A 15183-nucleotide genomic window follows, 5' to 3' on the forward strand; every position below is an offset into this window, starting at 1 on the left:
CCTTAAAAAGCCGGGTCCCAGTCGACGGTAATTACACCGGCTTCCAGGTCAATATCTGCAATAAACTGGTCTGGCAAATAGGGAATCAAGCGCTCGCGCTTATCATCACCTCCGCGCACCACCAACACATCATTGGCGCCAGTTTCCATCATGCGTGCGACAATACCAAAGTCGTGCTCTCCGCCGTTGAAACGGCTGATAACCCGTAAACCTTCGAGCTGGTGCCAGTAGTACTCGCCCTGCCCCAGTTCCGGCATAAGATCACGCGCAACAGCAATATCACGCTGGCAAAGTTGAGCCGCTAAATCGCGGTCATCCACGCCTTTCACATGTACAATCAATCCCTTTCCGTGACGCTTACCAGCGTCGACTTCCAGGGCCTCCCAGCCTTTCGGCCCCCGCAACCACCAATTGGGGAATTGCAGGATGTTGTCCATCGGCTCGGTATAGGAGTGAACCTTGACCCAGCCGCGCACACCATAAACGGTAGTCACGCGCCCTACAGTGACCAATTGATCGGAGTTCTCACCGCTATTCGTCACAGGCGCACCACTTACGCGCAAATTAAGCGGATTCTTTCAGCAGCTTGCTGACGCGGTCAGAAACCTGTGCGCCGCGGCCCAGCCAAAAGTCAACGCGCTCACGATCGATACGCAGACGCTCTTCCTGGCCACGAGCAACCGGGTTGAAGAATCCAACACGCTCAATGAAACGACCGTCGCGGGAATTGCGGCTGTCGGTTACGGTCAGGTGATAGAACGGACGCTTTTTAGCGCCGCCACGAGCCAAACGAATGGTTACCATGTAACTTTCCTGTAGATTCAAATACTGGATGGCTGTGTTGAGCAGCCACCTATACAACTTCGCCGGCAGCTCACCCAGCGAAAGGCGGCGTATTCTAATGTACCGCAGGGGATTTGTATAGCGATTCATCGGGCCGCAACAGCGGCCCAAAAGGCACTATTTCTTCTTAAAACCAGGAGGCAAACCACCAGGCAGGCCACCCATGCCGCCAACACCTCCGGGCATACCGCCACCCATGCCAGGCAGGCCGCCAAGGCCGCGCATCATTTTGCCCATACCGCCGCCTTTGAGCTTCTTCATCATTTTACCCATCTGCTTGTGCTGCTTGAGCAGACGATTCAAATCCTGTAACTGGGTGCCGGAACCGGCCACAATGCGGCGCTTACGCGAACCGTTAAGCAGCTCAGGGTTACGGCGCTCAGCGGGGGTCATAGAGGAAATAATCGCATCCATTCGCTTGAACTCTTTGCCCATATCAGCCTGCTGGGCTGCCTGGGCAACGCCTCCCATGCCCGGCATTTTTTCAAGCAATGAACCAAAGCCACCCATATTCTGCATTTGCTGTAGCTGATCGCGAAGATCCTCAAGGTCAAAACCTTTACCCTTCTGGACTTTCTTAACCAGCCTTTCTGCCTTCTCCTTATCGATTTTTTGCTCAGCCTCTTCGATCAGAGACAGAATATCGCCCATTCCCAAAATACGGGAGGCAATTCGATCTGGGTGGAAGGTCTCCAGAGCGTCAGTTTTTTCACCGACACCGATAAACTTGATCGGCTTACCAGTCACATGACGCACAGACAACGCCGCACCACCGCGGGCATCACCGTCAGCTTTTGTCAGGATAACCCCGGTCAGCGGTAGGGCTTCATTAAAGGCACTAGCAGTGTTCACCGCGTCCTGACCGATCATCGCATCAATCACAAACAGGGTTTCTGCAGGGTTTAGCTCACTGTGTAGTTCGCGAATCTCGTCCATCAGCTGACTATCAATATGCAGACGACCAGCGGTATCGACGATAAGCACATCAGCAAACTGTTTGCGCGCAGCATCTACAGCACCTTTGGCGATATCCAAAGGCTTCTGCTCAGCCTCCGACGGGTGAAACAATGCACCCACTTCACCCGCCAGAGTCTCCAATTGCTTGATTGCGGCAGGGCGGTACACATCCGCACTCACCACCATTACCTTTTTCTTTTCCCGCTCCTGCAGGTACTTGGCCAGTTTGGCAACACTGGTAGTCTTACCGGCACCCTGCAAACCCGCCATCAGGATTACTGCTGGGGGCTGGACAGCAAGGTTAAGTGGCTCAGCAGCGGCCCCCATCACCTTAACCAGCTCATCCTGAACAATCTTGACGAACTGCTGCCCCGGATTCAGAGCCTTGCTAACCTTCTGCCCCACAGCTGCCGTGCGCACCTGCTGCACGAAAGCCTTAACCACTGGCAAGGCGACATCCGCCTCTAGCAGAGCCTTGCGTACCTCACGCAAGGTGTCGCGGATATTGTCATCGGTCAGGCGCGCCTTGCCGGTGACTTTCTTTAGGGCCGCCGATAAGCGGTCACTCAGGTTATCGAACATAAATTCGTCTCGATGTCTCCGATTGCGGATTGGACCCCAGTGCGGAGGGCCGCGAAATTTGAGGGAGCCTCTTCTAACTCCCACTTTGAGGCGCGGCAGTATAGCCCAGGTACCCTCACAGCAGAAATATCACCAGATCTTCCCTGTTCCAGCGGGCTGTGACACACTCCTCTTCTATTGCAATAAAAGATACGGATCTATTCAATGGCGGCATTCGCCCACTGGACGGCAATCGCTCTCTACATAGCTACAACTGCAGTCGCAGCAGGTGCCCTCGCCCGCGAGCGGCAGCCAAATAATAAACTGCTGCTGGGCCTTCTCGCAGGTGCTTTGATCACACATGCGATATCCCTGGGACACACCCTGTTCTCACCCGCAGGATATCGCTTCGACTTACTGGCGATGCTCTCCCTGATCGCCTGGGTGGTAAATCTGTTACTGCTTATTTTGGCTGCAGGTCGCCCACTAACTCTGCTAATCCTAATCTTTGCTCCCATGGGTGCGCTTACAGAGTTCGCGGCATCGCACACCTGGGGTTCTGTTGAGCCACACCAGCAGCTCTCCGCAGGCATTGCCGTACACGCATTGCTTTCAATTTCGGCCTACTCCCTGCTGACCTTGGCCACCCTACAGGCTATTTACCTATTTTATCTTAACCAGCAGCTGCACAACCACAGGCCTGTGGGCGCCACCCGACTGCTACCGCCGCTTCAGAGCATGGAATCCCTGTTATTTGGCTTGGTCGCGTTCGGACAGCTGTTACTCACCGCCTCACTAATCACAGGTTTTATATTTGTGGGAAATCTTTTTGAGCAGGGCCCACTTCACAAAACCATACTCTCCATCATCGCCTGGGTACTCTACAGCATCCTCCTATGGGGGCACTGGCAGTGGGGCTGGCGGGGCAACACCGCAGTCCGCTGGACGCTGAGCGCCTTTGCTGCACTGATGCTGGCCTATTTTGGCAGCAAACTGGTAATGGAAGTGATTTTGCAGCGCGGGTAACGTGAATGGATAAAACAACTTAAAAGTGACCGGAAAACTTGCGGAGGTCTGCATTCTGTTCCAATATCTCCGCTCCCAAATAAAAAGAGTTCTCCCTTGAACGAGATGCCCCCGGGCCTGCTATTTAGCCTGCTGGCCCTGCTGATTGTTATATCAGCTTTCTTTTCCAGCTCCGAAACCAGCATGATGGCACTCAACCGCTATCGCCTGCGGCACCAGGCAAAAAGCGGCCACCGCGGAGCCAAGCGGGCTATGGAGCTTCTTGCTCGGCCCGATAAGCTGATCGGCTCAATTCTTATTGGCAATAACCTCGTTAACGTACTTGTCTCCGTTATTGTTGGCTCTGTCTTTGCTCAAGTGTATGGTGAGATACTCACAACGATAGTATTAACTATCACCCTGTTGATCTTTGCGGAAGTCACCCCAAAAACCATTGCCGCACTGCACCCGGAAAAAATTGCCTTTCCCGCCTCATTTATTTTGCGCCCACTGCAGTGGCTACTTACTCCTGTTGTTCTCCTGGTGGGTGGTATTTCCAATGGGCTTGCGCGCTTGCTGGGCGTAGAAACAACCGCCAATAGTGACGCCGAGCACCTAGCTCCAGATGAACTTAGGACTGTGGTATTTGAGTCCGGCGCACTAATTCCCAGCAAGCACAAAGGCATGCTGCTAAATGTGTTGGACCTGGATCAAGCAACAGTTGAAGACATTATGATCCCACGCAATGAAGTGATGGGGGTTGACCTTGAAAACGGCGCCGAAGAGATTCTCCAACAACTGGCTGAAAGCAGCTTCACTCGCTTGCCAGTTTACAGAGGTGATATCAACAAGGTTGTTGGTATATTGCACCTGCGCCGCGCCGCGCAGATCCTTCGCGATGGCCCCGATAACCTGACCGCCGAGCGCCTCAAGTCCTTTACCGATGAGCCTTATTTTGTTCCGGAAGCCACCCCACTCCCCACTCTGTTAATGAACTTTCAAAAAACCAAGCGTCGTATGGGGTTGGTTGTGGATGAATACGGGGAAGTGATGGGTATTGTCACCCTGGAAGACCTGCTAGAGGAAATAGTTGGCGACTTTACCGCTAGCCAGGTACCTAGTGATGACGAGGAGATTATTGCTTCCGGCGACGGCTGGTATGTGATAGAGGGTGGCACCTCTATTCGGGATATCAACCGCACGCTGGGATGGGACTTACCCACCGATGGCCCTAAAACCTTTAATGGTCTGGCCATGGAACACTTGGAGAGCATCCCTGATGGCAATATCAGCCTCTATATTTTCAATTACCTGGTAGAAATTGAAGAGGTTTCTGAAAAAATGATTACTAAAGCCAGGATCAAAAAAATAGACCGGTGACTGGCCTTAGGTCGTCACCAGTCAATTGTATTAGGCGAAGTCCACCAATAGCCGCTTTACTGGGGCAAAGCTCACCCGATGAACAGGGCTCGGCCCCAACTCTTGCAGTGCCTGCAAATGGGCCTTGGTAGGGTAGCCTTTGTGCCCGGCCATTCCATACCCGGGGTACTCCATATCCAGCACCACCATCTCCCTATCTCGGGTTACTTTGGCAAGAATAGAGGCCGCTGCAATCGCCGCGACTCGATTATCCCCCTGAACCACTGTATCGCAGAGATAACCCCAACTTGGCTTCTTATTACCATCCACCAGAACAAATTCCGGCTGCACTGCCAATTGTTCTACCGCCCGGTGCATAGCCAGCAAACTAGCTTGCAGGATATTGATTTGATCAATTTCCTGCACTGTGGCGCGAGCTATGGAATAACTCAGGGCACGCTCTTTAATCTCCCCAAAAAGCTGCTCCCGCCTCTTTTCACTTAACTTTTTTGAGTCTGCCAATCCCACTATTGGCTTGGCAGGGTCCAGAATTACTGCCGCAGCAACAACATCTCCCGCCAGAGGACCGCGCCCCACTTCATCGACACCAGCAAGTAAATCTCCCTGGTAAGTACACACATAGGGAGGAAGCTCTTTTTTAGCGCTCATAATTGATTTCCAGTCGAATCCAACAGACTACAAACAGCATCTGCAGCGCGCTCAGAGGCGTTTCGGCGCAACTGCTGATGGAGGTCATCAAACTCTCTGTGTAGCTGATCTCCGAGTAATGGGTCTTCAAAATAACGCATTAAAGCCGCCCCAAGATTCTCTGCAGTAGCATTACTCTGCAGTATTTCTGGAACCAGCTCCCGCTGAGCTAATAGGTTGGGCAGAGAAACCCAAGGAGTGTGTAGCATTCGAGAAACAATTACATAAGAGATTCGACCCAATTTATAGGCAACCACCATGGGCTTCTTTAACAGCATTGTTTCCAATGTCGCGGTTCCCGAAGCGATTAGCACAGAATCTGCAGCGCTCAGCGCTTTATGAGAGTCTCCCTCTAACAATGTTACCGGAAGACCTGGAAAGTCCTTCAGCTGTTCTTGCAACTCAGCCAGGCGCTGCTCATTCGCCGCTGGAAGCACAAACTTCAGGTCGGCATTGCGCTGGTGACACCAGCGGGCAGTCTGTAAAAACAAAGGGCCCAGCAAGCGCACCTCACCACCACGGCTACCCGGCAACAAGGCTATTACCCTATCGCTTTCACTAAATCCCAGCTCTTTACGCGCGGCAATACTACTCACTTGTAAGGGAATATCATCCGCTAAAGGGTGCCCGACAAACGTCACGGGAACCTGATTCTGCCGATAAAAGTCTGCCTCAAATGGTAATAGCGTCAGCATATGGTCTACCGCTCGGGCAATCTTTTTAATTCTGCCACGACGCCAAGCCCAAACCGATGGGCTGACATAATGCATAGTCCGCACTCCCTCTACTTTGAGAGACTCCTCAAGAGATAGATTAAAATCGGGGGAGTCAATACCAATAAAAAGATCTGGCGGATTATCTAAAAAATGCTGACGTAACGATCGGCGGATCTTTAACAACTCAGGTAGCCTTTTTAAAGGCTCAACCAATCCCATTACCGAGAGGCGCTCCATGGGAAAAAGAGATTCCGCACCAAGGGCCAACATTCGTGGACCCGCAATGCCTTCAAACTGAACCTGAGGGAGGCGTTTTTTCAATGCAGCCATCAGACCTGCCCCAAGAATATCTCCCGAAGCCTCACCAACAACAATACCAATACGCACCGGTTTATTATTTTGTGACACGCCTAAAAACCCCTCCTACTTGGGAGCAACCCTTTATATGTATAAATCGCGCAAACTACGCAAAGACTAACTTGGAGAGCCCAAAAGATTAAAGCTCCCCAAATAACCGAGGTTAGCGAACGATACCGCGAGAAGAGGATTGCAAAGAATCTATCCATGGCTGAATCACGGGAGACTGCTCGCGCAACTCAGCTAGAGCCTGCAGTGCCTCCTGCAAAGTAAGACCACGCCTATAGACCGTTTTGTAAGCCTTATTGATCAATGAAATATCATCACGAGAGAAGCCCCGGCGCCTCAGCCCCTCAGCATTAATGGTTTTGGCTTCTGCAGGATTCCCAGCGACCATGACATAGGCAGGGACATCTTTACCAATAGCAGCACCCATTCCTAAAAAAGCATGCTCGCCAACGGTGCAGTTCTGGTGGACTAAACTGTAACCACTGAGAATAGCCCAGTCCTTAACAATCACATGACCGGCAAGACCCACATTGTTAACCAATATAGTGTGGTTACCCACGACGCTATCGTGCCCAATGTGAGCGTAAGCCATAATCAGGTTATCATTTCCGATCGTAGTTTCTCCACGATCCTGCACTGTTCCACGGTGGATAGTGACACCTTCCCGAATAACATTGCTATCGCCGATAACGAGGGTGGTTTCCTCACCACGGTATTTCTTATCGGGTGTGTCCTGACCTACAGAAGCAAATTGGTAGATCCGGTTATTTTTCCCCAACTTAGTGGGCCCACTTAAAACAACATGTGATGCGATATCACAGGCATCACCAACCTCGACGCCAGCTCCAATAATGGAATAGGCTCCGATACTCACCCCGGAACCAATAACAGCTGTCGGATCGACAATAGCTGTGGGGTGGATATTTGTCTGCATTCTGGAATCTACTCCTCAGGTAGTGAAATCTAGGCACTACAGCATCAAATAAATAGCGAAACTGGGACTTTGAAGAAAGCTAAGCATCTAGCCGATCAATCAATGCGCAGGGGTTCTGGGTTCTATACCTTCTTTACAGCGCACAGCAATTCCGCTGAAGCTGCCAGCTCACCATCCACACTGGCTTTACAGGCAAACTTCCAGATATTTCGGCGTACAGAAACAGCCTCAGACTCTAGATCCAGTCTATCACCGGGTATTACCTGACGCTTAAAGCGCGCTTTATCGACACCGCCAAACAGATATAAATAACCATCTTCAGGCTTTTTACCAAAAGTCTTAAACCCTAGTATCCCAGATACCTGAGCCATGGCCTCGACGATCATAACACCGGGAAAGATTGGCATCTGTGGAAAGTGACCATTAAAGACCTCTTCGTTCACAGAAATATTTTTATAGCCTTTAATATATTTCCCTTCCTCCAACTCCACGATCCGGTCTACCAACAAAAATGGATAACGATGCGGCAGATACTCGCGAATTTCACATACATCCATCATTCTAAACGCCCCCAGAAACCACTTCGGGGCGTTAAACGCCCCGAAAACAACAAAAACAATATTTGATCAATTCTTACCGGCTGGACTACTCATTCTTGCCGCTTCGACGGGACAATTCATCCAACTTCTTTTCCAAGTCCTTCACTTTGCGGGCCATTTTATCCAGCTGCCCAAAACGCACAGCGTTGCGACGCCAGGATTGGCTATCAGAGAATGGCAAACCACCGGAGTAAATGCCCGGGCTATCAATGGATTTGGTCACAAAAGTATTGGCCGTAACCTGGCAGCCATCAGCTACCGTTACGTGCCCCGCAATACGCGAACTGCCACCCAGAGCGCAATGCTTTCCGATGATTGCACTGCCTGCTATACCGGTACAGGCGGCTATGGCTGAGTAGTCACCAATTCGCACATTGTGCGCGATTTGAACCAAATTGTCGATCTTGACTCCGCGACCCACTACCGTATCGCCCAAAGCTCCCCGGTCAATACAAGTATTGGCTCCAATTTCAACTTCATCACCAATATCGACTCCACCGAGCTGATAGATCTTGATCCACTCTCCCTTATGGGGTGCAAAGCCAAAACCATCAGCGCCGATCACTACTTGGCTGTGGATAATACAATCCCGCCCAACCCTGCAGCCGTGATGCACGATAGCACCAGCGTAGAGGCAGCTCCCCTCCTCAAGAATACTTCCCTCCCCCACAAAGCAGTTGGCTCCCACAGTAACGCGGGGACCTACTGATGCATGAGCTTCCACAACAGCGCCAGCACCCACACTGGCCGAGGGATCAACCGTAGCTTTTGGGTGAATTACCGCTGCTGGATGCACACCGGCTTCAGCTTCTGGTGCCGTATTAAATAAGGCACTTGCACGTGCGAAAGCCAAATAGGGGTTATCCACGCACAGGGTGGAAACCGGGCACTCATCGACAAATTCAGTTGTAACCAATACCGCTCCAGCGCTAGTGGTTTTAAGGAAGCGACGATAACTGGGATTTGCCAGGAAGGTCAGTTGGTCAGACACGGCATCCTGCAGGGTGTTAAGGCTGCTAATTTCCTGGTCTTGACTGACATCTGGTGCCATACGCAACTCAGCGCCCAGCTCTAGTGCGAGCTGGGCCAAGGACAAATTGTGTCTCATACAGGGATAATACTTACTTGGCTGCGTTCATGCGCTTTACGACATCCTGAGTTAGATCAACTTCAGGGTTTGCGAAGTAGGCGGTAGAGGCATCAAGAACCAAGTCCAGTTTCTGCTCTTTAATAATTGCTTCCAGTGCAGTTTTGGCTTTAGGGCCAAGGGAGCCCTGGATTTCCTGACCGACCTGAGCCTCCATCGCACGCAACTTTTTGACCGTAGTCTCAAAATCAGAGCGCTTGAAATTCATTTTACGCTGATACTCGGTCTTCTGCTCATCGGACCAGGTGACACTGTTTTTCTGTGCATCTTCAGCCATTTTCTGCAGTTCGGAACGAATAGATTCTGCACTACTTTGCAGTTTGGAATATTCAGAGCTGGTCTTCAAAGAATTGACCTTTGTCTTGGCTACGTCGGTGCTCATGATCGCAGCCTGCAGGTTAAATACAGCTACCTTGGTCTGCGCCAAGGCAGCTCCAGACAAGGTGATACCGGCCAGCAGGATTGCAATAACTTTTACATTCTTAAGCACTTTGGTCTCTCCAATTGATTTTATTTTATATGCGCTTTTAACGCGCCTAATTTAATTTTTCCTAATGAAATCAGAAGCTATTACCCAGAGTAAACTGGAACACTTCCACATCATCATCCTCGTTTTTCTTCAGGGCCTTAGCCAAACTAAACGTCAGGGGACCAAAGCCTGTCACCCAAGTCAAGCCCACACCTGCAGAAACATTCATCTTGCCAAAATCCACATCGTAACAGTTGATCTGGGTTTCATCACAATTGGTATCGAAAACATTACCCGCATCAATAAAGAAGGCAGACTGCAAGGAGCGCTGATCCTTGATAAAAGGTAATGGGAAGATTACTTCAGCACTACCTTCAATCAAAATATTACCTCCGAATGGATCGGCATCATCTATTGGAGTGGTATCCAAGGTACCATCATCATTTATCAAATAGCATGACTGGGTAACCTCTCCATTTTCAGTTGCACAAGGAGCAAAACCGGAGACAAAATTCCCTTCCGATACTTCGTAAGTATAAGGTTGATAAGTTGCAGCGGGTGTAGAGCGCGGACCCAAAGTATTACGTTCAAACCCTCGTACTGAGCCAAAGCCACCCGCATAAAAATTCTCAAAGAAAGGAAGCTTATCCAGGTCGCCATACCCATCCCCATACCCCAAGCGCGTACGCAGTCGTAGCGTTAAGCTCTTAGTGAGAGGACGGAAATATTGGCCGGTATAAACAAATTTATAGTACTCCAAGTCACTACCTGGAACCGTAAACTCTGCTGAGAAATTTTGTGAGGCTCCCCTAGTAGCCAATATGCCCCTGTTCAAAGTTGAGCGGGCATAGGAAGCAGTCAAAGTAAGGTTATTAAATGCATCTCCATAACGATCGATAAAACCATCCGCACCAAACAAACCATCAGTAAGTGGCATCGCAAGATCAAGGGTCTGATCAGAGTTTAATGCAGCGACTACCTCATCTGCCTCTTGTTCGGTAATTACTCCGTTAACTCCAGCAACCGGCTGGGGAGTAGAGCTTATTTCCTGAACCGAGCTACTTGAGGCAGAAAGCTCCAAGTGGCTAAAACCAACATTCAACCCCACTCGGGAAATTTCTGAAACAGGATAACCAAAGCTTACCCCGCCACCGTAAGTTGTGGTGTTGTAGTCTGAGAGGTTTACCTCTGAGTAATCATTCTCACGGAAGAAGACATTAAACCCACGGCTAACACCATCCGGCGTAAAGTAAGGGTCTGCATAAGAAAAATTAAGTGCTGTCTGATAGGTAGATACATTCAACCCGATTCCTACCGACTTACCCGTGCCCAGCCAGTTATTTTCTTGGATATTTGCCCCGAGAACGAGGCCACTGCTCTGGGCCCAGCCTAGGGTGCCTCCAATAGAGCCAGAGGGCTGCTCCTCAACAGTATACTCAACATCAATCTGATCCGAGGTACCCGGAACCTCTGTAGTTTCAACCTCTACCCCCTTGAAATAACCAAGACGCTCAAGGCGCACTTTGGATTGCTCGATACGGGCAGAAGAAGCCGAAGCCGATTCCATTTGTCGCAATTCACGACGCAATACCTCGTCAGCGGTACGCGTATTCCCACGGAAGCTAATACGGCGTACATAAGCGCGCTTGCCTGGGTTAATAAAGAAGGTGATTTTTACCGTCTTTTCTTCTTTGTTTGGCTCGGGAATACCATTCACCTCGGCGAAGGTGTAGCCTTCGTTGCCAAGCCGCTTGGTAATGTAATCTGAAGTTGTTGTCATTCTCACCTGAGAGAATGTTTGCCCTTCCCGCACCAGAAGTAGGCGCTTGATTTCCTCTTCCCCTACTACCGGATCACCCGCAAGCTCTACATCACTAACCGTGTAAACATCACCTTCAATTACATTGACAGTAATGAAAACGCTCTGCTTGTCAGGGCTCAGAGAAACTTGGGTGGAATCGATCTGAAAATCTAAATAGCCGCGATCCAGGTAGTAAGACTCCAGGCGCTCTAAGTCACCTGTCAGTTTCTCTCGGGAATACTTATCGTCACTGCGCAACCAGGACAGCCAACCGGTTGTTTGCAGCTCAAAAATCTCTGCAAGCTCCTCGTCGGAGAAAGCCTTGTTTCCTACAACATTGATGTGCTTAATCGCAGCGACAGATCCCTCATCAACGATCACTCGGAGCTCAACCTGATTGCGTGGCAGCTCCTTCACTTCTGTTTTGACACTGGCACCATAGCGGCCCTGAGCCACATACTGGCGTTCAAGCTCCTGGGCAAGCCCTTCGAGGGTAGCGCGCTTAAAGATCTGCCCTTCCGACAAACCGTTGTCATGCATGCCCTTCAACAGATCTTCAGTTGAAATTGCCTTGTTGCCAGTAATCTCTATTTTTGAAATGGCCGGACGCTCCCGGACAGTCACTACCAAGACGCCATTCTCGCGACCTATCTGGATATCCTCGAAATACCCTGTACGAAACAGTGCCCTGGTTGCACTCTGAATCTCAACAGACTCGATTTCATCTCCCACCCTAACTGGCAGTGCAGAGAAAACTGTGCCGGCAGAGACACGTTGTAATCCTTCCACGCGGATATCGTTGACCACGAACGACTGTGCTAAAGCACTCAGTGGCAGCACTAGGCCGAGGGAGGCCGCTTTCAGGAAATCTTTCATCTACTAATTCCAGGTCTTTTTATTCGCAATCCAGAAGTTATGGCACCGATTAGTGCCCCGTTTCCCCCAACAGCTGAGGGTTTTCCTCTAACGTCCATTCGATATCAATCTAGTCTGAGGTTCTAGGTACCTCAACGGTCTTAACTTCTACAACCTTGAGGTAACCAAGGCGTTCGAGACGCGCTTTGGATTGTTCAATACGGGCGGAAGAAGCTAAAGCAGATTCCATCTGGCGCAACTCTCGACGTAACACTTCATCCGCTGTACGAGTATTTCCGCGAAAACTAATACGCCGTACGTAAACGCGCTTACCCGGATTGATAAAGAAGGTAACTTTTACCGTCTTATCTTCTTTATCCGCCTCAGGAATACCATTTACATCCGCAAAAGCGTAACCTTTATTACCCAGTCGCTGTGCAATAAAGTCAGAAGTTGTAGTCATTTTCACCTGGGAGAATGTCTCTCCTTCACGCACTAGCAATAGACGCCTGATTTCCTCCTCAGGTACTACCGGATCGCCAGCGAGTTCCACTTCACCAACTGTATAAATATCGCCTTCAGTCATATTGACTGTAATAAACACGCTCTTCTTGTCCGGGCTCAGGGATACTTGTGTAGAATCAATCTGAAATCCCAAATACCCGCGATCCAAGTAATAAGACTGTAGGCGCTCCAGGTCGCCAGTCAGCTTTTCACGAGAATATTTGTCATCTCTGCGCAACCAGGATAGCCAACCGGTAGTCCGCAACTCAAAGATCCCTTTAAGCTCCTCATCTGAAAAAACCCGATTCCCGACGATGTTGATATGCTTAATTGCTGCAACAGAACCTTCATCAACGGTTACGCGAAGTTTCACTTGGTTGCGCGGTAACTCCTTCACCTCCGCCTCCACATTGGCACCATAACGGCCCTGGGCCACATACTGACGCTCAAGCTCCTTAGCCAAGCCTTCGAGAGTTGCCCGCTTAAAGATGTGCCCTTCAGCCAGACCATTTTCCTCCATACCTTTCAGCAGGTCTTCTGTGGCAATCGCTTTATTCCCATTTATCTCGATACTGGAGATAGCAGGCCTCTCCCGAACAATAATAACGAGGATATCGTTCTCACGACTTATCTGAATATCCTCAAAATAACCGGTACGAAATAGCGCACGCGTTAAGCCCTGGACTTCCATTGCTTCGAGTTCATCGCCGACGCGCACCGGAAGTTCCGAGAAAACTGTGCCTGCAGAAACGCGTTGTAATCCCTCCACACGGATATCGCTGACCACGAACGACTGTGCCATAGCACTCACTGCCAGCATCAGGCCGAGGGAGACCGCTTTCAGGAAGTAATTCATCTACTATTCCAGGCCTTACTAACTGCAATTCAGGAGTTTCAGCATTACAAGAGAGCTCCCTATCCCAAGCACAATTTTTCACATCCAATCGGTGAGTCAGAATTTTTTCTCAAATTACAAGCGCAAAATATCGTTGTATAGCGCAAGCCCCATAATGCAGAGCACGAGAGCCATACCTACCTGCAGCCCGATCATCTGAACCCTCTCAGAAACAGGAGAGCCCTTGATCGCCTCAATACCGTAGTAAAGAAGGTGACCACCATCGAGTACCGGAATAGGTAGCAGATTGAGTACACCGAGACTGATACTGAGCAGGGCCAAAAGTGACAAGAATGACTGCCATCCAGCTTCTGCAGAAGTACCCGCCACTTTAGCAATGGTGATTGGACCACTCAAGTTTTTGGTTGAAAGTTGACCAAATATCAACTTTTTCAAGCTATTCAGGGTGAATACAGTTTTATCCCAGGTCTCCTGTAAACCCTTTGAAAAAGCCCCCAGAACTCCGTAGTGAAAAACCCGCACCCGCTCCTCCGGCCAGCGCTCAGTTATAGGGCTAACTCCTATACGGCCGATTCGCTCACCGCTATCCAGTGCCACTTCTGCTGGAGTTACCGAAAGCGCCAAGCGCTGCCCCTGGCGATCAACCTCTACCTGGAGAGGCACACCGGCGCGGGCACGAACATATTCACTCCACTCTTTCCAACCGGAAAAGGCCCGCCCATCAGTTCCCACTATCTCATCTCCGGGGCGAATCCCCGCGGCACTGGCAGGGCTCCCCTCGGAAACACTGTGAAGTTTCATACTCACGGGCGGCGTCCAGAGCTCCAAACCCACCTCAGACAGCGGGTCAGCTACCTCTTTGCCTGATAGCCAGCGGTTGATATCCGCGACCATTTGGTACTCAAGATTGGAATCTGGATAGCGCACGGAAAACTCGATGCTTCCACTGTCGCCTAGGCGATTCGCTAAGCGCCAATTCAGAGCCTGCCAGGTTGGTGTGCTCTGACCATCGACGGCAATAATTTCCTGACCGGACTCCAGCCCTGCTACCTCGGCGATACTTCCGGGTTTTACCGCGCTAATGATGGGTACTGGGCCGGCACTGCCCCCCATAAACACTACCCAAAAGAGTACTATTGCCAATAGGAAGTTTGCGGCCGGCCCTGCAGCAGCAATTGCCATTCGCGCCCAGACACTCTTGCGATTGAAAGCATGATCCAGTTCATGACTGGCAACTTTGCCCTCCCGCTCATCAAGCATCTTGACGTAACCGCCAAGAGGAATAGCCGAAATAGTAAATTCTGTACCGTGGCGGTCATAACGGGAAATGAGGCGGCGGCCAAAGCCCACGGAAAAACGCAGCACCTTGACTCCACAGAGACGTGCTACAAGAAAGTGTCCAAACTCGTGGAAGGATACCAGTACACCGAGAGCCACCAAGGCCCAGATTGCCGTCTGAATTAAATCCATACTCAGTTACAGTCTCTTTTCATGCGCAAACCC

The 15183-nt window shown here is 50.4% G+C and carries 13 protein-coding genes and 1 pseudogene; 2 read left to right on the top strand and 12 right to left on the bottom strand.

What is annotated here, in order from left to right:
• Positions 1 to 2: 2 nt before the first annotated feature.
• The 3 genes from rimM to ffh all read right to left on the bottom strand — a co-directional run bounded on the left by rimM (position 3) and on the right by ffh (position 2382).
• Positions 3 to 542: a ribosome maturation factor RimM gene (rimM, locus tag ACJJJB_RS12610; protein WP_020413507.1), complete on the bottom strand. Its 540-nt coding sequence runs from the start codon at positions 540 to 542 to the stop codon at positions 3 to 5.
• A gap of 22 nt (positions 543 to 564) precedes the next feature.
• Positions 565 to 804 carry a 30S ribosomal protein S16 gene (gene rpsP, locus ACJJJB_RS12615; protein ID WP_026305099.1) on the bottom strand — a complete coding sequence of 80 codons (240 nt, stop codon included), beginning with the start codon at positions 802 to 804 and terminating at the stop codon, positions 565 to 567.
• A 156-nt stretch (positions 805 to 960) separates the two neighbouring features.
• The gene (gene ffh, locus ACJJJB_RS12620; RefSeq protein ID WP_282952847.1) at positions 961 to 2382 is read right to left on the bottom strand and encodes a signal recognition particle protein; all 1422 of its coding nucleotides are present in this window, start codon (positions 2380 to 2382) and stop codon (positions 961 to 963) included.
• A gap of 204 nt (positions 2383 to 2586) precedes the next feature.
• Here ffh and ACJJJB_RS12625 point away from each other — a divergent pair, with 204 nt between their 5' ends.
• Together ACJJJB_RS12625 and ACJJJB_RS12630 are read left to right on the top strand one after the other, a co-directional pair.
• Positions 2587 to 3387 (top strand): cytochrome C assembly family protein, encoded by an 801-nt coding sequence (locus ACJJJB_RS12625; protein ID WP_020413510.1) that lies wholly within the window; start codon positions 2587 to 2589, stop codon positions 3385 to 3387.
• Positions 3388 to 3483: 96 nt separating this feature from the next.
• Positions 3484 to 4746, top strand: a complete 1263-nt coding sequence (locus ACJJJB_RS12630; RefSeq protein WP_026305100.1) for an HlyC/CorC family transporter — start codon at positions 3484 to 3486, stop codon at positions 4744 to 4746.
• Positions 4747 to 4776: 30 nt separating this feature from the next.
• On the opposite strand, the gene rnhB is transcribed toward ACJJJB_RS12630, so the two are convergent.
• From rnhB to rseP, 9 genes and pseudogenes are all read right to left on the bottom strand, one after another.
• Positions 4777 to 5394 carry a ribonuclease HII gene (gene rnhB / locus ACJJJB_RS12635; protein WP_282952846.1) on the bottom strand — a complete coding sequence of 206 codons (618 nt, stop codon included), beginning with the start codon at positions 5392 to 5394 and terminating at the stop codon, positions 4777 to 4779.
• Entirely contained in the window at positions 5391 to 6557 is a 1167-nt protein-coding gene (gene lpxB, locus ACJJJB_RS12640; RefSeq protein WP_282952845.1) for a lipid-A-disaccharide synthase, read from the bottom strand. Before lpxB ends, rnhB begins: the two co-directional genes overlap by 4 nt.
• 112 nt (positions 6558 to 6669) lie before the next feature.
• The gene (lpxA, locus tag ACJJJB_RS12645; protein ID WP_020413514.1) at positions 6670 to 7449 is read right to left on the bottom strand and encodes an acyl-ACP--UDP-N-acetylglucosamine O-acyltransferase; all 780 of its coding nucleotides are present in this window, start codon (positions 7447 to 7449) and stop codon (positions 6670 to 6672) included.
• A 122-nt stretch (positions 7450 to 7571) separates the two neighbouring features.
• Positions 7572 to 8009 carry a 3-hydroxyacyl-ACP dehydratase FabZ gene (gene fabZ / locus ACJJJB_RS12650; protein ID WP_020413515.1) on the bottom strand — a complete coding sequence of 146 codons (438 nt, stop codon included), beginning with the start codon at positions 8007 to 8009 and terminating at the stop codon, positions 7572 to 7574.
• An 85-nt stretch (positions 8010 to 8094) separates the two neighbouring features.
• Positions 8095 to 9156: a UDP-3-O-(3-hydroxymyristoyl)glucosamine N-acyltransferase gene (lpxD, locus tag ACJJJB_RS12655; RefSeq protein WP_444946374.1), complete on the bottom strand. Its 1062-nt coding sequence runs from the start codon at positions 9154 to 9156 to the stop codon at positions 8095 to 8097.
• Positions 9157 to 9169: 13 nt separating this feature from the next.
• A complete protein-coding gene (locus tag ACJJJB_RS12660) occupies positions 9170 to 9685 on the bottom strand; it encodes an OmpH/Skp family outer membrane protein (RefSeq protein ID WP_020413517.1) in 516 nt (171 codons plus the stop codon).
• A 70-nt stretch (positions 9686 to 9755) separates the two neighbouring features.
• On the bottom strand, positions 9756 to 12341 hold the full coding sequence (gene bamA / locus ACJJJB_RS12665; RefSeq protein ID WP_282952842.1) for an outer membrane protein assembly factor BamA: 2586 nt from the start codon (positions 12339 to 12341) through the stop codon (positions 9756 to 9758).
• Positions 12342 to 12453: 112 nt separating this feature from the next.
• Positions 12454 to 13680 (bottom strand): annotated as a pseudogene (gene bamA, locus ACJJJB_RS12670) (outer membrane protein assembly factor BamA); the annotation flags it as partial.
• A gap of 114 nt (positions 13681 to 13794) precedes the next feature.
• On the bottom strand, positions 13795 to 15150 hold the full coding sequence (gene rseP / locus ACJJJB_RS12675) for an RIP metalloprotease RseP (protein ID WP_353376532.1): 1356 nt from the start codon (positions 15148 to 15150) through the stop codon (positions 13795 to 13797).
• Positions 15151 to 15183: the final 33 nt, after the last annotated feature.

This window comes from Microbulbifer variabilis (assembly GCF_052468405.1).